The sequence below is a fragment of the Pseudonocardia bannensis genome (assembly GCF_012911875.1).
Taxonomy (GTDB): Bacteria; Actinomycetota; Actinomycetes; order Mycobacteriales; family Pseudonocardiaceae; genus Pseudonocardia; species Pseudonocardia bannensis.
This window is the reverse complement of the sequence record NZ_JAAXKZ010000084.1, coordinates 1-20,564: the sequence shown is the minus strand read 5'-3', so window position 1 is coordinate 20,564 and position 20,564 is coordinate 1. Positions and strand designations below refer to the sequence as shown.

At 72.5% G+C, this 20,564-nt stretch carries 20 protein-coding genes; 10 read left to right on the top strand and 10 right to left on the bottom strand.

Annotated elements, in window-relative coordinates; translation table 11 throughout:
• Nucleotides 1-22 precede the first annotated feature (22 nt).
• The 6 genes from HF519_RS20165 to HF519_RS20140 form a co-directional block, all read right to left on the bottom strand.
• Complete coding sequence (locus HF519_RS20165; protein WP_169414537.1) at nucleotides 23-304, bottom strand: amphi-Trp domain-containing protein; 282 nt, start codon at nucleotides 302-304, stop codon at nucleotides 23-25.
• Nucleotides 305-361: 57 nt separating this feature from the next.
• Nucleotides 362-1,552 carry an acyl-CoA dehydrogenase family protein gene (locus HF519_RS20160; protein ID WP_169414536.1) on the bottom strand — a complete coding sequence of 397 codons (1,191 nt, stop codon included), beginning with the start codon at nucleotides 1,550-1,552 and terminating at the stop codon, nucleotides 362-364.
• 131 nt (nucleotides 1,553-1,683) lie between these two features.
• Nucleotides 1,684-2,139 (bottom strand): (2Fe-2S)-binding protein, encoded by a 456-nt coding sequence (locus HF519_RS20155; RefSeq protein WP_169414535.1) that lies wholly within the window; start codon nucleotides 2,137-2,139, stop codon nucleotides 1,684-1,686.
• A 42-nt stretch (nucleotides 2,140-2,181) separates the two neighbouring features.
• The gene (locus HF519_RS20150; protein WP_169414534.1) at nucleotides 2,182-4,455 is read right to left on the bottom strand and encodes a xanthine dehydrogenase family protein molybdopterin-binding subunit; all 2,274 of its coding nucleotides are present in this window, start codon (nucleotides 4,453-4,455) and stop codon (nucleotides 2,182-2,184) included.
• A gap of 363 nt (nucleotides 4,456-4,818) precedes the next feature.
• On the bottom strand, nucleotides 4,819-6,273 hold the full coding sequence (locus HF519_RS20145; protein WP_169414533.1) for an amidase: 1,455 nt from the start codon (nucleotides 6,271-6,273) through the stop codon (nucleotides 4,819-4,821).
• 98 nt (nucleotides 6,274-6,371) lie between these two features.
• Entirely contained in the window at nucleotides 6,372-7,202 is an 831-nt protein-coding gene (locus tag HF519_RS20140) for an LLM class F420-dependent oxidoreductase (RefSeq protein WP_169414532.1), read from the bottom strand.
• A gap of 206 nt (nucleotides 7,203-7,408) precedes the next feature.
• Between HF519_RS20140 and HF519_RS20135 the strand changes: the two genes are divergently transcribed.
• Entirely contained in the window at nucleotides 7,409-7,828 is a 420-nt protein-coding gene (locus HF519_RS20135; protein WP_211170308.1) for a cupin domain-containing protein, read from the top strand.
• On the opposite strand, the gene HF519_RS20130 is transcribed toward HF519_RS20135, so the two are convergent.
• A complete protein-coding gene (locus HF519_RS20130) occupies nucleotides 7,825-8,103 on the bottom strand; it encodes a hypothetical protein (RefSeq protein ID WP_169414531.1) in 279 nt (92 codons plus the stop codon). The genes HF519_RS20135 and HF519_RS20130 overlap by 4 nt on opposite strands.
• Before the next feature lie 72 nt (nucleotides 8,104-8,175).
• On the opposite strand from HF519_RS20130, the gene HF519_RS20125 reads away from it, so the two are divergent.
• Together HF519_RS20125 and HF519_RS20120 are read left to right on the top strand one after the other, a co-directional pair.
• On the top strand, nucleotides 8,176-8,499 hold the full coding sequence (locus HF519_RS20125; RefSeq protein WP_169414530.1) for a hypothetical protein: 324 nt from the start codon (nucleotides 8,176-8,178) through the stop codon (nucleotides 8,497-8,499).
• A 196-nt stretch (nucleotides 8,500-8,695) separates the two neighbouring features.
• A complete protein-coding gene (locus HF519_RS20120; RefSeq protein ID WP_169414529.1) occupies nucleotides 8,696-9,010 on the top strand; it encodes a hypothetical protein in 315 nt (104 codons plus the stop codon).
• Between the two features lie 25 nt (nucleotides 9,011-9,035).
• Here the strand turns inward: HF519_RS20120 and HF519_RS20115 are convergent, their stop codons facing one another.
• Nucleotides 9,036-9,311, bottom strand: coding sequence for a YggT family protein (locus HF519_RS20115; protein ID WP_169414528.1), 276 nt, complete (start codon nucleotides 9,309-9,311; stop codon nucleotides 9,036-9,038).
• 46 nt (nucleotides 9,312-9,357) lie between these two features.
• Complete coding sequence (locus HF519_RS20110; protein WP_169414527.1) at nucleotides 9,358-9,753, bottom strand: HPF/RaiA family ribosome-associated protein; 396 nt, start codon at nucleotides 9,751-9,753, stop codon at nucleotides 9,358-9,360.
• 191 nt (nucleotides 9,754-9,944) lie between these two features.
• Between HF519_RS20110 and HF519_RS20105 the strand changes: the two genes are divergently transcribed.
• From HF519_RS20105 to HF519_RS20090, 5 genes are read left to right on the top strand one after another with little or no spacing between them, the layout of a single operon-like run.
• On the top strand, nucleotides 9,945-11,342 hold the full coding sequence (locus tag HF519_RS20105; RefSeq protein WP_169414526.1) for a cytochrome ubiquinol oxidase subunit I: 1,398 nt from the start codon (nucleotides 9,945-9,947) through the stop codon (nucleotides 11,340-11,342).
• Nucleotides 11,343-11,363: 21 nt separating this feature from the next.
• On the top strand, nucleotides 11,364-12,380 hold the full coding sequence (gene cydB, locus HF519_RS20100) for a cytochrome d ubiquinol oxidase subunit II (protein ID WP_169414525.1): 1,017 nt from the start codon (nucleotides 11,364-11,366) through the stop codon (nucleotides 12,378-12,380).
• 9 nt (nucleotides 12,381-12,389) lie between these two features.
• Nucleotides 12,390-14,084, top strand: coding sequence for a thiol reductant ABC exporter subunit CydD (cydD, locus tag HF519_RS30525; RefSeq protein ID WP_211170307.1), 1,695 nt, complete (start codon nucleotides 12,390-12,392; stop codon nucleotides 14,082-14,084).
• Complete coding sequence (gene cydC, locus HF519_RS30520) at nucleotides 14,081-15,874, top strand: thiol reductant ABC exporter subunit CydC (RefSeq protein ID WP_211170306.1); 1,794 nt, start codon at nucleotides 14,081-14,083, stop codon at nucleotides 15,872-15,874. Before cydD ends, cydC begins: the two co-directional genes overlap by 4 nt.
• Complete coding sequence (locus HF519_RS20090; RefSeq protein WP_211170305.1) at nucleotides 15,868-16,974, top strand: mechanosensitive ion channel family protein; 1,107 nt, start codon at nucleotides 15,868-15,870, stop codon at nucleotides 16,972-16,974. The genes cydC and HF519_RS20090 overlap by 7 nt, the downstream gene beginning before the upstream one ends.
• Before the next feature lie 31 nt (nucleotides 16,975-17,005).
• Here the strand turns inward: HF519_RS20090 and HF519_RS20085 are convergent, their stop codons facing one another.
• Entirely contained in the window at nucleotides 17,006-18,928 is a 1,923-nt protein-coding gene (locus HF519_RS20085) for an MFS transporter (RefSeq protein WP_169414524.1), read from the bottom strand.
• 83 nt (nucleotides 18,929-19,011) lie between these two features.
• Here HF519_RS20085 and HF519_RS20080 point away from each other — a divergent pair, with 83 nt between their 5' ends.
• Both HF519_RS20080 and HF519_RS20075 read left to right on the top strand, forming a co-directional pair.
• Entirely contained in the window at nucleotides 19,012-19,260 is a 249-nt protein-coding gene (locus tag HF519_RS20080) for a hypothetical protein (protein WP_169414523.1), read from the top strand.
• Nucleotides 19,261-19,576: 316 nt separating this feature from the next.
• Nucleotides 19,577-20,551: a glutathione S-transferase family protein gene (locus HF519_RS20075; protein WP_169414522.1), complete on the top strand. Its 975-nt coding sequence runs from the start codon at nucleotides 19,577-19,579 to the stop codon at nucleotides 20,549-20,551.
• The last annotated feature ends 13 nt before the right edge of the window (nucleotides 20,552-20,564 follow it).

The window sequence follows — 20,564 nt, the reverse complement described above, 5'->3', positions numbered from 1 at the left end:
GGCGACGGGTGGCCCGGTGGCGTCACGGCGGACCGGTGGCGACCTCCTGCCGCTGCGCCGGGGCCGGCTGCGCCACGTGCGCGGTCGACCAGCTCAGCTCGAGCTCCACCTCCACCTCGTCACCGTCGACCTCCAGCTCGAACTCCGTGTGGACGTGGTCCGGGACGTGGAGGCTGACGCGGCTGCCGCCCATGGTCAGCTCGATCTTGCCGCCCCGCTCGAGGGCGGCGGCCAGTTCGGAGAGCCAACGGGCCGCCTGCCACCGGGTCAGCGGTTCCTTGCGTTCGATCTTCACATCGGCCACGCCCGGAGTGTCGGCGCCGGGACGGCGTCGGGGGACCACCCGTGACAGGTGAGCCGCCTAGGTGAACGCGCTGATCCCGGTGATGTCGCGGCCCACGATCAGCGTCTGGATGGTCTCGGTGCCCTCGAAGGTGTGCAGCGACTCGATGTCGGCCATGTGCCGGATGGCGTGGAAGTCGAGCAGGATGCCGTTGCCGCCCAGCAGGTCCCGGGCCTCCGCCAGCACGTGGCGGGCCTTGCTCGTGTTGTGCATCTTCGCCAGGCCGGCCAGGGTCGAGGTGAGCCGGCCCGCCTCGGCCAGCCGCGCGATCTGCATGCAGTACAGCTGCATCGCGGTGACGTCGGCGAGCATCCGCACCAGGCGCTGCTGGACGATCTGGAAGCCGGCGAGCGGCTTGCCGAACTGCGTGCGGCGCCGGGCGTAGGACATTGCCGCGTCGAAGCCCGCGACGGCGTGGCCCAGCGCCATCCAGGCGCACGCACCACGGGTGCCGGCCAGCACGCGGGCGCAGTCGGCGAAGGCGTTGGCCCCGGGCAGCCGGTTCTCCGCCGGCACCCGCACCCCGTCGAGGTCGATCTCGGTCTGCCAGACCGCGCGCATCGACGCCTTGCCCTCGATGACCCGGGCACGGTAGCCGGGGGTGCCCTTCTCGACGAGGAAGCCGCCGACCTTCCCGGTCGTGGTGTCCCGTGCCCACACCACGACGACGTCGGCGATGCTGCCGTTGCCGATCCACCTCTTGGCGCCGTCGAGGACGTAGGAGGCGCCGTCGGGGCGGGCCACCGACTCCAGCGCGACCGAGTCCGAGCCGTGCTCGGGCTCGGTCAGCGCGAACGCGCCGATCGCGTCCAGCCGCGCCATCGGGGGCAGCCAGCGCAGCTTCTGCTCCTCGGAGCCCAGCATCGCGATCGTCTGCATCGCGAGTCCGGCCTGCACCGCGAGGAAGGTGCCGAGGCTGCCGTCGCCGCGGTGCAGCTCCATGTGGATCAATCCGGCGGACAGCGGGTCCATCGGTGGGCAGCCGTAGCCCTCGATGCCGTCGCCGACGATGCCCAGCCCGGCCATCTTCTGCACCAGCGGCCACGGGAACTCCGCGCGCTCCCAGTAGCCGTTGATGACCGGCAGCACCTCGCCATCGACGAACTGCCGGGTCCGGATCAGGTAGTCGAGCTGGCGTTCGGTGAGCTGCTCCCGGAGGAAGAAGTAATCCGTACCCAGGGCGTCCCCGATACCGACCTGCAGGTTCATTCACTGCCTCCCTCGCCCGGAGTCCACGCGGATGGCGTCACTGTCCTCCGGGCCGGGAGCCGCGTCGAGATACGCGAAGAGGGCGGCCGCCCCGATCGGAGATCGGGACACGGCCGCCCTGGGTGGTTCGGTTACATCTTCTCCGCGGCGCTCTTGATCGCCTCGCGGATGCGGAAGTACGACCCGCAGCGGCAGACGTTCTCGATCGCGTCGATCTCCTCGTCGGTCGGGTTGCTGGTGCGCTTCAGCAGGGCGACCGCGGCCATGATCTGGCCGGGCTGGCAGTAGCCGCACTGCGCGACGTCCTGCTCGAGCCAGGCCTCCTGGACCGGGTGCAGCTCGTCGCCGTCGGCGAGACCCTCGATGGTCGTGACCTCGCGGCCCTCGACCTCGGAGACCGGGGTGGCGCACGGGTTGAAGGCCTCACCGTCGAGGTGGCTGGTGCAGGCCTTGCAGACGTCGATGCCACAGCCGTACTTCGGACCCGTCACGCCGAGCTTGTCCCGCAGCGCCCACAGGGTGGGCAGGTCGGCGGGGGCGTCGACGGTGACCTCGCGGCCGTTCACCGTGAAGGTGTAGTTGGGCATGGAGGAACTCCTCAGAGTCGATGATCGCTTCGCAAGCTCCGCTCAGCGGGGGAACGGGTCGAAGTCGACCGGGAAGTTGATCGGGAAGCTGCGCGGGGCGATGCCCGTCGCGCGGGCGTAGGCGTTCCCGATCGCTCCGACTGCCGCGGGGACGCCGAGCTCACCGGCACCGCCCGGGTCACCCTTGTCGTTCGCCGGCATGATGAAGATCTTCACGTCGGTCGGGGAGTCGGCCTGGCGGGCGTAGTGGAACTGCGAGTAGCTGCCCTCCAGCGGCAGGCCGTCCTCGATGTGCAGGCCGGCGCGCAGCGTGGTCGAGATGGCGTCGGTCAGGCCGCCCAGCAGCTGCGACTCCAGGCCGCGCGGGTTGATCGGCAGGCCGAAGTCGCCGGCGATGACGGCCTTGGTCACCCGCGGGTCCTGCGGGTCACGGGCATCGATCTCGACCAGGCAGGCGGTGCAGGACTTGTACTCCGCGTGGAACGCGACGCCCTGCGCGAAGCCCTTGTCCATCTTCGCGCCCCAGCCGCCCTCGTCGGCGACCTTCTCCAGGACCGCGCGGTAGCGGTCCTCCTTCAGGGCCTCCAGCCGGAACTCGACCGGGTCGCGACCCAGCTTCGCCGCGATCTCGTCGACGATGATCTCCTCGGCACCACGGGTGTTGGCCGAGTACACCGACCGCCAGCTCCCGGTGTGCATGTCCAGCGGGATCTCGTTGAGCACCTGGGTGACCGCACCGAAGTTGTACGGGCACTTCACGGTGGTCAGGAACATCGTCTGGGCGAAGCTCATGTTGCCGCCGACCGGCAGGCTCGCCGCGGTGGCGGTGAGGATCTCACCGAGGCCGTGCTTGGTGTCGGTCTCCACGCTGGCGACCCGGTGCTCGAAGCTCAGCACATGGTCGGCAGCGTGCGTGACCCGGACGCGGTGGAAGCTGCCGGCGCGCGCACGGCCGTGGCGCATGTCGTCGACGCGGGTCCACATCAGCTTGATGACCCGGCCGGTCGCCTTGGAGATCTGCGCCGCCTCGAGGGCGCCGTCGAAGAACAGGCGGCGCCCGAACGAGCCGCCCGACTGCACGACGTTGACCTTGACCAGGTTCTCCGGCAGGCCGATCTCCTTGGCGATGGCCTGCTGCGCCACGATCGGCGACTTCAGACCGGACCAGATCTCGGCGCCGTCCGGGCGCACGTCGGCCACCGCGGAGTTGGTCTCCATCGGAGCGTGGCTGGCGAACGCGAAGTCGAACTCGGCGTCGATGGTCAGCTCGCCTGCCGCCGGGACCGCGAACGGCAGCGCCGCACCGCGCAGCTGCTCCTTGATCTCGGCGTCGGACAGGCCGTCGACGGTGCCCTTCTTCCAGGTCACGTCGAGCGCGTCCTTGGCGTCGAGCGCCTGGCCGAAGGTCTCGGCGACCACGGCGACGCCGCTCGGGATCACGACGACGTCGATGACACCCGGCATGCTCCGGACGTCCTTCTCGTTGTTCACCGAGTCGACCGTGCCGTTGATGGTCGGCGGGCGGCGCACCATCGCCGGCGTGGCGTCGGGGATGTCGAGGTCGAGGGTGTACTTGAACTCGCCGGTGACCATGGCGCGGGCGTCCACCCGCGAGACCGGCGACCCGACGAGCTTGTAGTCCGAAGGCTTCTTCGGCGCGGCGGTCAGCTCGCCGAGGGGGAGGGCGGCCGCGGCGCCGGTCAGCGTGCCGATCGCAGCGCGGACGTCGCTGGGGCCGACGACGACGCCGTCGGCGAGCTGCAGGTCCCCGACCGGGACGCGCAGCTGCTCGGAGGCGGCGGCCAGCAGCCGGCCACGGGCGACCGCGGCCGCGGCACGGACCGGCCCGAACAGCGAGCGGATCGAGTTCGAACCGCCGGTGAGCTGGTTGAACAGCAGCTCCGGGCGGGCCGGGGCGAGGGGCATGTAGACCGCGGAGAGTGGAACGTCGAGCTCCTCGGCCACCAGCATCGCGACCGACGTGGTCAGGCCCTGGCCGACCTCCATACGGGGCAGCTCCACACGGACGTTGCCGTCCTCCTGGATCTCCAGCTGGATGAGCAGGCCCTCGGTGGGCTTGCCCGCCATGATCAGGATGTCGCCGAGGTCGGTGACGTCGGCCGGCTGCGGCGGGCTGGGGACCAGCGCGGATGCGGTACCGGGGGCCAAGGTGTCGAAACCGACCTTCGCGGCGACGGTCAGCGTCGAACCGGCGACGAGGTAGGTCAGGAACTTGCGACGACCCAGGACGCGGTCGCGCAGCCCGGGGGCGACGGCCGGTGCGGAGCCGGTCGGCTCGGCAGAGTGTCTTGCCATGTCGAGGTAGTCCTCCAGCGGGCGCGGCGCCACCGGGGGAGCGACGACGCGACGGATCCTTCGGGAAGGGCACTCCTGCGGTCCGGACTGCCGAGGGCTCCAACGAACAGGTCGCCTGATGGTTACGTGGGAGGAGACGCCGAATACCCCAAAAGGGGGGTAATCCGGTTCGACTACATCGTTCGCTGCCGATTGATCGCAGCGTGATGTCCGGCCACTCGCCCGGGCGCGCGTGGCTGCGCCGGAACGCATCCGCGCCTGTCAGAGGCGACGCAGCGTCACGATGCGGCTCGAGGCGGTGAGCACCCGGTGACCATGTGAACGGCCGAGGGGAGGCGGGTCAGGCGGGGGTGGTGAGAGCGGTCACAACCCCATCTCGTCGAGCAGCGCCGGCCACCGGTCGGCCCACGGGACGGCCGCCTCGAACGCCGCGGACGCCCGCAGCACCAGGGCGTCGTCGAGGCGGCGCCCGACGATCTGCATCCCGACCGGCAGCCCGTCCGTGGTGAAGCCGGCGGGCACGGTCGCGGCGGGCTGCCCGGTCAGGTTGTAGGGGAAGGTGAACGACAGCCAGTAGAACGGCTCCACCTCGCGGCTGTCGATGACGGTCGGACCCTGGATCCCGTGCTCGAACGCGGGGACGGCCAGCGTCGGGGTCAGCAGCAGGTCGTAGCCGCGGAAGAACCGCCAGGCTGCGTTGTGGACGGCCTTGCGTCCCATCACGGCGGAAGTCAGCTGTTCGGCGGTCCATTCGGTGCGCAGCACGTCGACCAGGTGTGGGCTCATCCGGTCGCCGAGGGAGTCGGCGAGGCGACGCAGGCCCGCCAGGTCGCTCTCGTTGACGACGACGCCCCAGAACGACTCGTACGGATCGGCCCAGCCGGGGTCGGCGCGCTCGACGACGCAGCCGAGATCGCGTTCGAACACCTCGGCGGCACGGTCGACGACCGCCCGTACCTCCGGGTCGACGGCCGCGTACCCCAGGTCGGGGCTGTAGGCGACGCGCAGACCCCGCAGGTCGCCGTCGACGGCGCGCCGCCAGTCGACGTCGTCGGACGGGATGCTGAGCCGGTCGCGGTCGTCGTGGCCGGCGATGACGGAGAGGACCAGCGCGGCGTCGGCGACCGTGCGGGTCAGCGGGCCGATGTGCTCCAGGGACTCCCAGCTCGACACGCCGGGGTAGCGCTCGTCCTTCGTCCCGGGGTACAGCGGCACCCGGCCCATGGTTGCCTTGATCCCGTAGACGCCGCAGAAGCTGGCGGGGATCCGGACCGAGCCGCCGCCGTCGCTGCCCAGGGAGAAGGGGCCGATGCCGGTCGCGACCGCGGCGCCGGTGCCGGCCGACGAGCCGCCCGAGGTGCGCTCCAGGTTCCACGGGTTGCGGGTCGGCTCGGCCAGCGGTGTCTGCCCGGTGCCGGAGTAGCCGAACTCCGGCACCTGCGTCTTGCCGATGAGGATCGCGCCGGCCGCCTCGATCCGCTCGACCACGACGTCGTCCTCGTCGGGCACGAAGTCGGCGTAGGCGTGCGAGCCCGATGCGGTGCGGATCCCCTTGGTGCAGATCAGGTCCTTGACGCCGGTAGGGACGCCGGCCAGCGGCCCGACGTCGTGCCCGGCCGCGATCTCGGCCTCGAGCCGCTTGGCCCGCCGCCGGGCCTCCTCGGGCACGACGGTGGTGAAGGCGTTCAGGACCGGGTCGAGCCGGTCCAGCCGGTCGAGCACCGCGTCGACGACCTCGACCGGTGAGAGCCGCTTCGCCGCCACGTGGTCCGCGATCGTGACCGCGTCCATCCGGCCGATCTCCTGAGCCGTCGCCATCGTCGGACCTCCCCGGCCGTGGGTCGCTGCGTCGCGGCCCCCCGACGAGGCAAGCACTCCTGTGGGCCCGGGACAAGGGGTGGTTCGTCCCGGTTCGGTCAGCGGTGCGCGTCGGCGATCTTGGCGAGCCGGTCGAGGGTCTCCAGCGTCTCCGCCTCCGGCAGGGTGTCGAGCATGAACGTCACCCGCTCGACGTCGGCCTCGCGGTAGCCGGCCAGCTCCGCCTGCTCCGTGCCCGCCCCGAAGACCGTGAACGGCACGTCGGGGCGGCCGTTGTCGGCGAGCCACTGCCGGACCCGGCGCATCTCCTCGGGCGAGGTGTGGGCGCGCGGCAGCCAGGCGTCGCCGTACCGGAGGAGCCGGTTCAGCGCGGCCCGGCTCTCCCCGCCGAGATAGATCGGAGGGTGCGGCTTCTGCACCGGCTTGGGCCAGGAGTAGATGGGGTCGAAGTTCACGTACTTACCGTGGAACTCGGCCTCGTCCTGGGTCCAGATGGTCTTGAGCGCGGCCAGTTGCTCGTCCATCAGCGCACCCCGGGTCCGGGGTTCGACGCCGTGGTTGCGCATCTCCTCGCGATTCCAGCCTGCGCCCACGCCGAACGCGACCCGGCCGTCGGAGAGGTAGTCCAGGCTGGCGACCAGCTTGGCGGTGTGGATGAGGTCGCGCTGGGGCAGCAGCGCGATCCCGGTGGCGAGGAGCAGGTCGTTCGTCGCTCCACCGGCCGCGGTCAGCGCGACGAACGGGTCGAGGGTCCGGTAGTACACCCGGGGGAGCTCACCCCCTCCGGGGTACGGCGTCTCCCGGCTGGTCGGGATGTGCGAGTGCTCGGCGAGGAACAGCGAGTCGAACCCGCGTTCCTCCAGCGCCCGGCCCAGCACGTCGGGCCGGATGCCCTCATCGGTCACGAATGTGGCGATCCCAAACTTCACAGCCGGAGGTACCCCGGGACCCGGGACCGTATTCCGACCGCCCGGGGGCGACGGCCGGCGGCGGTGCCGGGAAACGAAATGTCCGACGACTGCCGAACGGCCCTGTGACGACCGCCCGCGGGCTGCCAGTCTCGCGTCCGGCCTCGCTGTCCTTGCGATGGGCCCGAGCCACCCCGGCTACCCGACTCCGTGCGGGAGGGATTGACATGAGTGACGTGACGACGAACCGGGAGCTGCTGAGCTTCGACTCGACCACCATGCCCTGGGGCGAGCTCGTCATCCCTCAGCTCGGGGTGGGGATCCCGATCAAGGAGTTCGTCTCGGACCCGGACACGGGCATGTCGGTGCAGCTGATCCGCTACGACGCGGGCTTCACCAACGTCTGGCACCGGCACAACTGCGCACACGGGATGTACGTGCTGGACGGAGTGCTGCAGACCCACGCTGGATCGTTCGGGCCCGGTAGCTTCGTGTGGTTCCCGGAGGGGATGCTCATGGAGCACGGCGCGACCCAGGACCAGGACGTGACGGTCCTGTTCATCACGAACAAGCCGTTCGACATCCGCTACGCCTTCGAGGACGAGCGCCAGGACGAGGCCGGTAGGGACCAGCAACCGGCGACCTAGCCGTCCGCGTGGACGCGGTATCCCGCGTCTGCCTTGCGCCAGGCCTCCCGCCCGGCGGTGGTGGCCGCCCGGGCCTGGGTCCACCTGTGCCGGGCGATCTCACTCGGGGTTACGTCCGTCTGGCGCATCCAGCGCCGGAAGTGCCCGAGCAGCACGACGATGCTCATCGCGAGCCCCGCCAGCCCGAGCGCCGTGGCCGCACCGGCGAGGGTCACCCCGGTGACGAGCAGCCGGTCGAGCTCCGGTCGAGCTGCGTGCGTGTCCTGGTTCGTCATGGTGTCCTCCCACGTCGTCGCTGTCGAGCGACACTGCCGGGTCACGCTCGCGGCGGGCATCACCCCCGGCAGGTGACGACCTACCGGGCCGGGGCGGCACGGTGGCTGGGTGGGGCGGCGGTCTGCTGTCCCGCCGGGACCGTGCTGTGGACCGCGGGCGTCGAGGCGCCGCCCCTGGGCGGCGCCGTCGCCTCGGCGACGGGAGCAGCCCAGGAGCGGGTCGGCCGGATCCGGGTCGACCCGGGCCCTCGAGATCCCGGGCACCCGGAGATCCTCGTCGTGGGCGGCCTGATGAGTCGCAACGGCCTGCCGGGCATGGCCCAGGTCGCCCTGCAGCCGGGCCGCTGCACGAACAGCCGGGCCGGCCATCCCGCCTGCCGGTCGGCGGCACCGTAGGCGGGCCCGGAGCCCCGGACCCGGATGGGCCCGACCGGCTGCCGGGCCGGGTGATCGACGCACCGTTCGCCCACGGTGCAACGCGGTCCCGACGGCCGGACGCTGCGGAAGTGACGATCCTCGTGGACCGGTGCTAACGGACGAGGGCCTCGAAACGAGTTCGACGTCAGGAAGCCGAACCCGGAGAAGCCGCATCATGATCATCCCCGCCGCATCCTCCTGGCAACTGCTGCTCGTGCAGTGCCAGCGGATCGTGCGCCGCCCAGCGCGGACACGTCGTCCCGACGCCGGCGGTACCGCTCCTCTGAGCTATTTCTCCCTCGCCGGTTCGCTCGTGTCGGTCCTGTTCCTCCCGGCCGTGCTCGCCCCGCTCGCCGTCATCCTCGGCGTCGTCGCCCTGGTACTCGACCGCAGTCCCGGCAAACGCGCCCAGTGGGCGGCCATCGACGGGATCGTCATCGGTACCGGGGTGGGCATCTGGGTGTTGATGGTGGAGACCGGCCTGCTGTGAGCCGCTGAGCGCCGGCCCCGCCGGCTCACAGGCTCAGCACGACCCAGCGCAGCACCAGCACCCCGACGAAGACGGCGGTGAATGCCAGGTCGATCGACACCGAGCCGATCCGCACCGGCGGCAGCACCCGGCGCACCGGCGCGATGAGCGGTTCGGTCACGGCGTGGGTCACCCGCCGCGCGCTCGACGCCCACCCGCCCCCGCCGGCCAGCACTCCGACCCAGTCCAGGACGAGCCGGGCGATCAGGACGATCTGGAACAGCAGCAGGACGGTTCCGAGCAGGGCTCCGATCGCGCTCACGGCACGCTCCTCTCCGCTGAGCCCTCAGTGTCGCCTCAGTGCCGCCTCAGTGTCGTCCCCGCAGGGGAGAGGAAGCTGAGCGCGCGCCGGCCGGGGCCGGGGCGCGCCCCTTGTGCGGCTCACGGCGCGACTTCTCGTCCTCGATCCGCCTGATCAGGTCCTTGCGCGCCTCGACGAGTGCCTGGTCGAGGTCCGGCAGCCGTGAACCGGCCACGAGGTGCGGCCAACCGGTCAGCCACAGGTTGACCGTCACGCGCTGGTCGGGGCCGTCGCGGTCCTTGACCGAGGCCTCGATGTCGACCTGCTCGGGACCCCAGCCGGCCAGGTGCTTGGCGAGGCCGGAGAGGCCGCGCAGCACGCGGTCCCGGTCGGTGAGTCCGAAGCCCGCGCCGAGGCGGACCCGTGCCTGTAGTTGCGCGATGCGATCGTCGGCTGCCGTCATCCGTGGGGGTTCCCCGCCGGGCGCCGGTCAACCGGGACGGGGTGCCCCGGTGGCTGCCCTGCCAGGTCGGCTCCGTCCCCCGCGGCTGGCGCCACCGGGCCGAGGTGGACCGCTGTGTCGCGGTCCGACACTGGCCGGAACAGGGGTGACCCGACGGGAGGTTCCGAGCACGTGATCATGGGGAGGTACGGGTGACCTCACTTGACCTCGCGCGGTGGCAGTTCGGGATCACGACCGTCTACCACTTCTTGTTCGTGCCGCTGACAATCGGCATGGCCTGGATCGTGGCCGGGTTCCAGACCGCCTGGGTCCGCACCGGTGATCCGTCCTACCGGCGGCTCACCCTGTACTTCGGCCGGATGTTCCTGATCATCTTCGCGCTCGGCGTCGTCACCGGGATCGTCCAGGAGTTCCAGTTCGGAATGAACTGGAGCGAGTACTCCCGCTTCGTCGGGGACATCTTCGGCGCCCCGCTCGCCTTCGAGGGCTTGCTCGCGTTCTTCCTGGAGTCGACGTTCCTGGGTCTGTGGATCTTCGGCTGGGACCGGCTCGGCCCGCGGCTGCACCTCGCGACCATCTGGTTGGTGGCGGTGGGTTCGCTGATCTCGTCGTTCTTCATCCTGGCGGCGAACGCCTGGATGCAGCACCCGGTGGGGTTCGTCGTCGACCCGGCGGGCGGTCGCGCCCGGCTCACGGACATCGGCGCCGTTCTCTTCCAGTCGACGACGCTCGTCGCGGTCCTGCACACGGTATCCGCGGCGTTCCTCGCCGCGGGCGCGTTCGTGGTCGGGATCAGCGCCTGGCAGCTGTGGCGGCGCGGCCACACCGAGGACGCGGCCGTGTTCCGGCGGGCCACGAGGGCGGGCATGTGGGTCACGGTGGTCGCCGGGATCGCCGTCGCCGTCTCCGGACACACCCAGGGGGTGATCATGACCCAGCAGCAGCCGATGAAGATGGCAGCCGCCGAGGCGCTGTACCGGACCGAGCAGCCCGCGCCGTTCTCGGTGATCACCATCGGCACCCTCGACGGGTCCCGGGAGATCTGGAGCATCAAGGTCCCCGGGCTGCTGTCCTTCCTGGCCACCGGCTCGTTCGACGGCAGGGTGGAGGGCATCTACGACCTCGAGCAGCGGTACGACGCTCAGTTCGGGCCCGGGGACTACCGGCCCGTCATCCCGGTCACCTACTGGTCCTATCGGCTCATGATCGGGCTGGGCGCGTTCGCCGCGCTCGTCGCCGCGATCGGGTTGTGGGCCCTGCGCGGAGGCCGGTTCCCGGGCGGCCCCGGGTTCCACCGGTGGGCGGTGGCCGGGATCGTGGCGTCGTTGCTCGGCTCCTCCTTCGGCTGGATCTTCACCGAGATGGGCCGCCAGCCCTGGATCGTCTGGGGCCAGATGCGGACCGCCGTCGGCGTCTCTCCGTCCGTCGGCCCCGGCACCGTGCTGACCTCCCTGATCGCCTTCACGCTGCTGTACGGGGCCCTCGGGGTCCTCGGCGTTCTGCTGCTGCGCCGCAGCGCCGCCGCGGGCCTGCCGCCCCAGCAGCAGCGCACCGACCAGCGCGAGCGTCCCACCACGCTCGCCTACTGACCGCCACCGATCCGGGCAGCCATGGACCTCGCCGTGCTCTGGTTCGTCGCCATCGCCGTCCTGTGGGCCGGCTACTTCCTCCTGGAGGGCTTCGACTTCGGCGTCGGGATGCTGCTCCGGGTGCTCGGTCGCGACGACGCCGAGCGGACCGCGCTCATCCACACGATCGGCGGGGTCTGGGACGGCAACGAGGTATGGCTCATCGTCGCCGCCGGGGCCACCTTCGCGGCCTTCCCGCTGTGGTACGCGACCATGTTCTCCGGCCTCTACGTGCCACTCCTGATCATTCTGCTGGCGCTCATCGTGCGCGGCGTGGCCTTCGAGTTCCGCGGTCGCAGCGACGACCCGCGATGGCGGGCGGGCTGGGAGGCCGCGCTGATCGTGGGCAGTGCGATCCCGGCCGCGCTCTGGGGCGTGATCTGGGGAGCCGTACTGCGTGGGCTGCCGATCGGCCCGGGGCACGTGTTCACCGGCGGCCTCGGCGACCTGGTCAGCTGGTACGCCCTGATCGGCGGCCTGACCACGCTCGTGCTGTTCGCCCTGCACGGCGCGCTGTTCCTGACGTTGCGGACGGCGGGCGCGTCGGCCCGGCGGGCCCGGACGGTGGCCATGTGGCTCGGTCCCGTGGCGGTCGTGCTGGCCGCGGTGTTCCTGTTCCGGACCCAGGTGCACCGCGGTTCGACGGCGACCCTGGTGACCGGCGTGGTCGCCGTCGTGGCGCTGCTGGGCGCATGGCTGCTGAGCCGGGCACGTACGGCGGCGTGGGCGTTCACACTGACCGGCACCGGGATCGTGGCCGGTACGTCGACGTTGTTCCTGGCGCTGTACCCCGCGGTGCTGCCCTCGTCGCTCGACCCGGCCTACGACCTCACGGTCCAGGCCGCCAGTTCGAGCCCGTACACGCTCACGATCATGACCTGGGTGGCGGCGATCTTCCTGCCCGTCGTGCTGGGATACCAGGCCTGGACCTACTGGGTGTTCGCCAGGCGCATCGGCGGGCCGGGGCTCGGCGCAACCGACCACGCGGCCCCGGGCTAGGACACCGGCGTGCCAGCCACCGGGGATGCGGTCCTGCGACCACTGGATCCGCGACTGCTCGCGCACGCCCGCGCCGCCCGGGCCTACCTGGCGCTGTGTGTGGTGCTGGGGCTCGTCGCGGCCGGGCTGCTGATCGCGCAGGCCGGCCTGCTCGCCGGCACGATCACCGCGGCGTTCCTTGAGGGCGCGGATCTCGCCGCGCTGCGGATGTCGCTGCTGCTGCTCGCCGCCGTGGTGCTCGCGCGGGCGGGGCTGGACTGGGTGCAGGAGGCTGCGGCCCACCGGTCCGCCGCCGTGGTGACGGCGCAGCTACGGTCCCGGCTGCTCGCCCACGCGGTGCGACTCGGCCCCGGCTGGTTGACCGGCGAGCGCAGCGCCGAGCTGGGAGCGCTGGCGACCCGGGGCCTCGACGGCCTCGACGACTACTTCGCCCGTTACCTGCCGCAGCTCGTGCTCGCGGTACTGGTGCCGGTCGCGGTCCTGCTCCGCGTGCTCGGGGCCGACCTGGTCGCCGCGGTGACCATCGCCGTGACGCTGCCACTGGTGCCCGTCTTCATGGTCCTGATCGGGCTGGCGACCCGGCACCGGGCGCAGCGGCAGTGGCGCACCCTCGCCGTCCTCGCCGGTCACTTCCTCGACGTCGTCGCGGGCCTGCCGACGCTGAAGGTGTTCGGGCGGGCACGGGCACAGGCCGATGCGATCCGCGAGGTGACCGACCGGCACGCGCGCGCGGCGATGTCGACGCTGCGCGTGGTGTTCCTGTCCGCCCTGGTGCTGGAACTGGTCTCGACGCTGTCGGTGGCCCTGGTCGCCGTGGGGCTCGGCCTGCGCCTGATCGGGGGGGCGGTCGATCTCGAGACCGCGCTCCTCGTGCTGATCCTGGCGCCCGAGGCATACCGCCCGCTGCGACAGGTGGGCGTGCACCACCATGCGTGCGTCGAGGGACTCGCGGCGGCCGGCCGCGTCGTCGCGGTGCTGGAGACGCCGCCGCTGCGGCCCCCGGCATCCGGTGCTCATGCGATCGCCGTGCCCGACGTGCGGCTCCACCCGGTGCGGGTGGAGGGCGTCACCGTCGAGTACCCGGGCCGCGCGCAGCCTGCGGTCGCGGACGTGTCGCTGGAGTTGCGGCCCGGCGAGACGGTGGCCCTGGTCGGGCCTACCGGTTGCGGGAAGTCGACGCTGGCCGCGCTGCTCGCCGGCTTCCTCGCCCCGGCCCGGGGCCGGGTGAGCGTCGGCGGGGTGGACCTGGCCGGAGTCGATCCCGACGCCTGGCGGCGCCGGCTCGCCTACCTGCCCCAGCAACCACGGCTGCTGGCCGGGACGATCGCCGAGAACGTCCGGCTCGCCGATCCCGGGGCCGGTGAGGCCGCGGTGTGCCGGGCTCTGTCGGCCGCGGGCCTGCGAGGCGGGCCAGGTCCGGACACCCTCCTCGGCGAGCGCGGCTGCGGGCTCTCCGCGGGCCAGCGCCAGCGGGTCGCGCTGGCCCGGACACTGCTGCGGGACGTGCCGCTGCTCGTGCTGGACGAGCCGACGGCCGGGCTCGACATCGCGACCGAACGGGCCGTGGTCGACGCGCTGCGCCCCCACTGCGCCTACCGCACCGTCCTGCTGATCACCCACCGGCCCGGGCCGCTGGGGCTGGCCGACCGGGTCGTGCGGCTGGACGACCGGTCGGTCCCGGCGCCGGAGGCGGTGCCGGCATGAGAACGAAGGCGGGGGAGCGGGGCCGCGCGCCGGTGCGCCGCATCGCTGCATACGGCCGACCGGTCGGCAGGCGGCTGGTCCTCGCCGTCGTGTGCGGCGCCGTGGCGCTGGCCGCGGCCGTCGGCCTGCTCGCGACCTCGGCGTGGCTCATCGCCCGCGCCGCCCAGCACCCCCCGATCCTGTACCTGGCCGTGGCGATCGCCGGGGTGCGGGCCCTCAGCCTGACCCGGGGCGCCGCCCGCTACGCCGAACGGCTGGTGTCGCACGACGCCGCCTTCCGGGTGCTCGGGCGACTGCGCGTCGCGGTCTGGACGCGGCTGGAGCGGATCGCGCCCGCGGGCCTTCCCGCGTACCGGTCCGGGGACCTGCTCGCCCGGTTCGTCGCCGACGTCGACACCCAGCAGGACCTGTTCCTGCGTGTCCTCGCGCCCTACGCCGCCGGCACCCTTGTCGGGACCGGTGCCGTCGTCCTGCTGTGGTCGCTGCTGCCGGTGGCCGGACTCGCCCTGCTCACGGGACTGGTGATCGGCGCGCTCGTGGTGCCGTGGCTGGCGGAGTGCAGGAGCGGCCGCGCCGAGGACCGGGTCGCGCCGCTGCGCGGCGAGTTGACCGCGGCGACGACCGAATTGCTGCACGCGATGCCCGACCTGCTCGCCTGCGACGCCACGCGCTCGCGGCTGGACCGGGTGGCCGCCGTCGATCGTGCGCTGAGCCGGGCCCGCGGGGGGACGGCCCGGGCGCACGGGCTCGCCGCAGGCCTTGCCACGCTCACGACCGGGCTGGCGGGGTGTGCGGCGCTGGCGGCCGGGGTCACCGCCGTACGGTCCGGCGCCCTCGACGGTGTGGCTCTCGCCGTCATCGGGCTCACCCCCCTCGCGGTGTCCGAGGTCGTCACCGTGCTGGCCCAGGCCCCCCGTGATCTCGCGGACGTGCGCCGCTCGGCGGCCCGGGTGGTCGACGTGCTCGACCGGACGGAACCCGTGGCCGAGCCGGTGGTGCCCGCCCCGCTTCCGGATCCGCCGTACCCGCTGCGGGTGGAGGGGCTGGTGGCCCGCTGGCCGGGGGCGGTCGCCCCGGCCCTGCAGGGGGTGGACCTCGAGCTCGTGCCCGGCCGGCGGGTGGCGGTGGTCGGCCCGAGCGGCGCGGGCAAGTCAACCCTGGTCGCGGTGCTGCTGCGGTTCCTGGACCCGTGCACCGGCCGGGTCCGGCTGGGCGGCGTCGACGTCACCGAGCTGGCCGCCGACGAGGTGCGCCGGGTGGTGCGGCTCTGCGCACAGGACGCGCACGTCTTCGACACCAGCGTGGGGGAGAACGTGCTGCTCGCGCGCCGCTCGGCGAGCCCGGACGAGGTGCGCGCCGCGCTCGCCGGCGCCGGGCTCCTGGACTGGGTGGACGGCCTGCCCGACGGGCTCGAGACCCCCGTCGGCGAGCACGGCTGCCGCATCTCCGGCGGCCAGCGCCAGCGCATCGCGCTGGCCCGGGTGCTGCTCGCCGACCCGCCGGTCCTGCTGCTCGACGAGCCGGCCGAGCACCTCGACCCGGCCACCGGCGACGCGCTGACCACCGAGCTGCTGTGTGCCGCGGCCGGACGCACCACGCTGCTGGTCACGCACCGGCTCGCGGCGCTGGAGGCCGTGGACGAGATCGTCGTCCTCGACGCCGGCCGTGTCGTCGAGCGGGGCACGCACGCCGGGCTCCTCGCGAGCGACGGGGCCTACCGGCGGATGTGGGACCTCGAACGCGACGCGCCGCCCCTCCCGGCGCCGCCGGCGGGTCGGGCGCAGTGCTGACCGGCGCGCAGTGGGTGAACCTGGTGCTGGCGCCGTTGGCATGGACGGCCGGTGCCCTGGCCGCGGGCTGGCTGTCCGGAGTGCTGGTGCGCTGGCTCGCGCGCCGCCGCGGCGGCGACCGGCGCCTGCTATGGCTGCTGCACCAGCGCTGTCACCGCCCATGGGTCGCGCTGCTGGTCGTCGGTGCGCTCTACACCTCGGCGCCCGCGCACAACGAGGTGGCCCGCGGAGTCCGGCACGTCCTGCTCCTCGTGCTCATCGGGGTGGCGGCCTGGCTGGTGGTCCGGCTGCTCTACGTCATGGAAGACATCGCCTTCCAGAGCCTGCGCGTGGACGTCTCCGACAACAGGCGCAACCGCAAGGTCCGGACCCAGATCACGGTGCTGCGCCGGCTCACGACGGCCGGCGTCATCATGCTGGCGTTCTCGGCGATGCTCATGACGTTCGAGTCGCTGCGCACCTTCGGCCTCTCGCTGCTGGCGTCGGCGGGGGTCGCCGGTGCGGTGGCCGGGCTGGCCGCCCAGACGATGCTGCGCAACGTGCTGGCCGGGCTGCAGCTGGCGATGACCGATCAGCTCCGGCTCGACGACGTCGTGGTCGTCGAGGGGGAGTGGGGCTGGGTCGAGGAGCTGACCCTGACCCGGGTGGTCGTGCGGCTGTGGGACTGGCGGCGACTTGTGCTGCCCACCGTGTACTTCACGAACACCCCGTTCCAGAACTGGACCCGCAATGAGGCCCGGGTGCTCGGCGCCGTCGTGCTGCACCTGGACTACGGCGCCCCGGTGCAGGAGCTGCGAGCCGAGGCCCATCGGATCGTCGAGGCCTCCCCGCTGTGGGACCGCCGGGACTGGGTGCTGCAGGTCGTCGACTCCACGCCGTGGTCGATGGTCGTGCGGGTGCTCGCCTCGGCCGCCGACGGGCCAAGTTCGTGGGACCTTCGCTGCGAGATCCGCGAGCAGCTGATCGCGTTCCTGCGGACCGAGCACCCGGAGGCCCTGCTGCGCTGCAGGACCCCGGCGGCGTCGAGCCCGGAGGAGTTGACGATCGGCACGGCGCCGGTCCCGTCCAAACCGACCCGCCCGCTCGCGACGAGTGAGTGACCGGCGAGCGGCGCCGGGCCGCACCGCCCGCTCAGCGACCGGAGGCCGCCTTCGGGCGGGACTCGCCCCGGGGCGCGCCGCCGGGCCGGTAGTTGTCGCGCGAGAATCGTTCCACGTGCCCCTCGGCCTCCGCCTCGTTCAACGCGTTGCGGAAGCGACCCGGCCCCCAGTAGCGGCTGCCGACGTAGCGCGCGAGCTCGCTGACCCGCGTCGGGCCGTGGTGGGCGAGAGCCCGGCTGACCGCGTCGAGCTCCCGGTCGAGCTCCTCGTCGGAGGCCGCGTACCAGCGGCTCGTCGTGCCTGCCGTGCCGATCTGGCCGGGGGAGTAGAACGCCCTGCCCGGGCCCGGACGGAACCGGCGCAGGCCGCGCCGCTCGTGCTCGGCCCGCTCCGCGGCCCGCCGCAGGATCCGCATGTTGCGGGCCCGGGCGTCCAGGTGCTGCTGCTCGGTGTCGCGCCCGAGCTCGCGTGCGGCCTGGATCTCGCCCTGCCGCCGCGGGTCGGCCTCGACCTCTTCGGCGGTGAGCGGGGTGGCGATGTTCTCCAGCGACTTCCCCTCGGCCCGCACGCCGAAGATCAGCTCCGCGATGCCGCCCAGCGCCATCGCCGCGGCGCCGATCAGGAACCCGGTGGCGACGAGCGAGGCCTGCCCGCTGTGGATGAAGGTGCCGAACACCAGTGGGCCGGTGATGCCGCCGATGGCCGTCCCGGTCGCGTAGAACAGTGCGATCGCCAGCCCGCGGGTCTCCATCGGGAAGACCTCGCTGACGGTCAGGTAGGCCGAGCTGGCCCCGGCCGAGGCCAGGAAGAACGTCGCCATGAGCAGCGCCATGAACGACCCGGTCGTGAGGCTGCCGTTGCGGAACAGCAGCGCCAGGACGACCACGAGGACGGCCGAGCCGAGGTAGGTGCCCGCGATCATCGGGATCCGCCCCACCGTGTCGAACAACCGTCCGAGCAGCAGCGGGCCCAGGAAGTTGCTCGCCGCGAACAGCACCATGAACAGTGGCACGTCGCTCGAACCGACCCCGAAGAAGCCGTTCAGCAGGGTCCCGAGGTCGAACGTCACGGCGTTGTAGAGGAACGCCTGCCCGATGAACAGGCACAGGCCCAGGATCGCGCGGTTCGGATAGCGCGTGAAGGCGATCCTGACCAGCTCCCGGTAGGGAACCGAGTCCCGCGCCCGCACCGTGATCGCGTAGGTGGGCGGGGGGAGGTCCGCGCCGGTCTCGGCGCGGACCTCGGCCTCGATCTGGTCGACGATCCGCTCGGCCTCCTCGACCCGGCCGTGCAGGAACAGCCAGCGCGGGCTCTCCGGGACGTGGCGGCGGACCAGCAGGATCCCCAGCCCCAGGACGGCACCGAGCCCGAAGGCGATCCGCCAGCCGATGTTCGGCGGGAAGAGGGACTCGTCGAGCAGCAGCAGCGAGACCAGCGCGCCGAGGCCCGACCCGACCCAGAAGCTGCCGTTGATCGCGAGGTCGACCTGGCCGCGGTTGCGGGCGGGGATGAGCTCGTCGATCGCCGAGTTGATGGCCGAGTACTCCCCGCCGATGCCCATCCCGGTGAAGAACCGGCACAGGAAGAAGTACCAGGGCGCGAACGAGAAGGCGGTCAGGACGGTCGCCACCAGGTAGATGGCCAGCGTCACCATGAAGAGCTTCTTGCGACCGTAGCGGTCGGTGAGCTGGCCGAAATACAGCGCACCGAGGCACGCGCCGGCGACGTAGAGGGCGCCGGCGATCCCCACGTCGGCCGAGGTGAGGTTGATCCCGCTGCCCGGCTCGGTCATCCGGGAGGCCACCGCGCCGACGATGGTCACCTCGAGGCCGTCGAGGATCCACACCGTCCCGAGGCCGATCACGATGCGCCAGTGGAAGCGAGACCAAGGCAGCCGGTCGAGGCGGGCGGGTATGTCGGTGCGGACGGTCCGCGCTTCGCTGGTGGTCGTCATGGCGTGGCCGGCTTTCGTACGAGAGGGATGTCAGCGGCGCACGTGGCGGCGCTGCCGGCAGGACCCGGTTAGCATCGACGGGGATGTTCTGGTGTCAGGTCCTCGGCCATCGCTTCCGCTTCGCCAGCGAGGGTCAGACCATGCGCTGGGAGTGCCAGCGCGGCTGCGGGGCGGGCGGTGCGAAGCGCTATCCGAGCGAGCAGGACGCGCAGCGCTATGCCCGGGCCTTCGATCGCGAGGACCGCGCGGACATCGGCCGGCGGGCGCCGTTGTTCGGCCTGCTGCCGATCCGTGTGGCGCAGGCACTGCGGGGTCGCAAGCGCGGTGGCTGAGCGGATGCCGCGCCGCGCCGTCACGGCACCCATGCCGGCCCTCCTCATGTACCCGGGGCGGTGGGGAGCCGCCCGTGTTCGCAGTGTGGGCGGCGCCGGACCCGGCAACCTCGTCCTGTGGGCACCATCTGCGGCGAGCCGACCCGGCCTGGGAGCGCAGCCCGGGCCGCGCAGACCGGGGAGGGCCGGTCGGCCCAGGTAGGGCGCGTGCCTGCCACCCGCGGCCCGGGTGGTGCCCTACCGCGAGGCCGTGGAAAGGGGCGGCGGCGGTCCGCAGGGCTCGTCGATGCGGGCCCGGTGAGTGCAGGCTGTCGCCATGACCACCACCGCACCCACCGCGAGCCCGGTCGACTTCGCGACGTACGGCGACTACACGGTTCCGGCCAGGAAGGGGGCGGCGGCGTTCGAGCGCCCGGTGTACCGCTTCCAGGGCCGCATCAGCGCCGACGGTTCCACCGGCCACCGCGCCGAGCCCGGCCGCTACCACCTTTACGTCTCATGGGCGTGCCCGTGGGCGCACCGCGCAGCGATCGTGCGCTCGCTGCTCGGGCTGCACGACGTCGTCTCGCTGTCGGTTCTCGACCCGGTCCGCGACGGCCGCGGCTGGGCGTTCCGCGAGGGTCCGGGCCACGGCCCGGACCCGGTGAACGGGTTCACCCTGCTGCGCGAGGCCTACGAGGCCACCGACCCCGGCTACGACGGGCACGTCTCCACCCCGGTGCTGTGGGACCGGGAGACCGGCCGGATCGTCAGCAACAACTTCCCCGACATCACCCGCGACCTGGGCTCGGCGTTCGCCAGGTGGGCCGATCCCGCGGTCGTGCTCTACCCGGAGCCGTTGCGCGCCGAGATCGATGCGCTCAACCAGGTCGTCTACGACACGGTCAACAACGGCGTCTACAAGTGCGGGTTCGCCCCGAACCAGGCGGCGTACGACGCCGCCGTGCAGGCACTGTTCGCGACCCTCGACGACCTCGAGGCCCGGCTCGGCGGATCCCGGTTCCTGTTCGGCGACGCGCTCACCGAGAGCGACGTGCGGCTGTGGGTCACCCTCGCCCGGTTCGACGCGGTGTACCACTACCACTTCAAGGCCAACCTGCGCCGGCTCACCGACTACCCGAACCTCTGGGGATACGCCCGCGATCTCTACCGCCTCCCGGCCTTCCGGGAGACGACGCACCTCGACCACATCCGCCGGCACTACTACGGCACACACCCGATGGTGAACCCGCTGCGGATCGTCCCGGCCGGACCGATCGTCGACTGGGAGGCGCCGGTGGACCGGGGCTGACTCGGGGCGGGTG

What these genes read in the sequence shown, in the direction of transcription:
- HF519_RS20160 (WP_169414536.1), bottom strand. Translation starts at nt 1,552, where the DNA reads ATGAACCTGCAGGTCGGTATCGGGGACGCCCTGGGTACGGATTACTTC.
- HF519_RS20155 (WP_169414535.1), bottom strand. Translation starts at nt 2,139, where the DNA reads ATGCCCAACTACACCTTCACGGTGAACGGCCGCGAGGTCACCGTCGAC.
- HF519_RS20150 (WP_169414534.1), bottom strand. Translation starts at nt 4,455, where the DNA reads ATGGCAAGACACTCTGCCGAGCCGACCGGCTCCGCACCGGCCGTCGCC.
- HF519_RS20145 (WP_169414533.1), bottom strand. Translation starts at nt 6,273, where the DNA reads ATGGCGACGGCTCAGGAGATCGGCCGGATGGACGCGGTCACGATCGCG.
- HF519_RS20135 (WP_211170308.1), top strand. Translation starts at nt 7,409, where the DNA reads ATGAGTGACGTGACGACGAACCGGGAGCTGCTGAGCTTCGACTCGACC.
- HF519_RS20130 (WP_169414531.1), bottom strand. Translation starts at nt 8,103, where the DNA reads ATGACGAACCAGGACACGCACGCAGCTCGACCGGAGCTCGACCGGCTG.
- HF519_RS20120 (WP_169414529.1), top strand. Translation starts at nt 8,696, where the DNA reads ATGATCATCCCCGCCGCATCCTCCTGGCAACTGCTGCTCGTGCAGTGC.
- HF519_RS20110 (WP_169414527.1), bottom strand. Translation starts at nt 9,753, where the DNA reads ATGACGGCAGCCGACGATCGCATCGCGCAACTACAGGCACGGGTCCGC.
- cydB (WP_169414525.1), top strand. Translation starts at nt 11,364, where the DNA reads ATGGACCTCGCCGTGCTCTGGTTCGTCGCCATCGCCGTCCTGTGGGCC.
- cydC (WP_211170306.1), top strand. Translation starts at nt 14,081, where the DNA reads ATGAGAACGAAGGCGGGGGAGCGGGGCCGCGCGCCGGTGCGCCGCATC.
- HF519_RS20085 (WP_169414524.1), bottom strand. Translation starts at nt 18,928, where the DNA reads ATGACGACCACCAGCGAAGCGCGGACCGTCCGCACCGACATACCCGCC.
- HF519_RS20080 (WP_169414523.1), top strand. Translation starts at nt 19,012, where the DNA reads ATGTTCTGGTGTCAGGTCCTCGGCCATCGCTTCCGCTTCGCCAGCGAG.
- HF519_RS20075 (WP_169414522.1), top strand. Translation starts at nt 19,577, where the DNA reads ATGACCACCACCGCACCCACCGCGAGCCCGGTCGACTTCGCGACGTAC.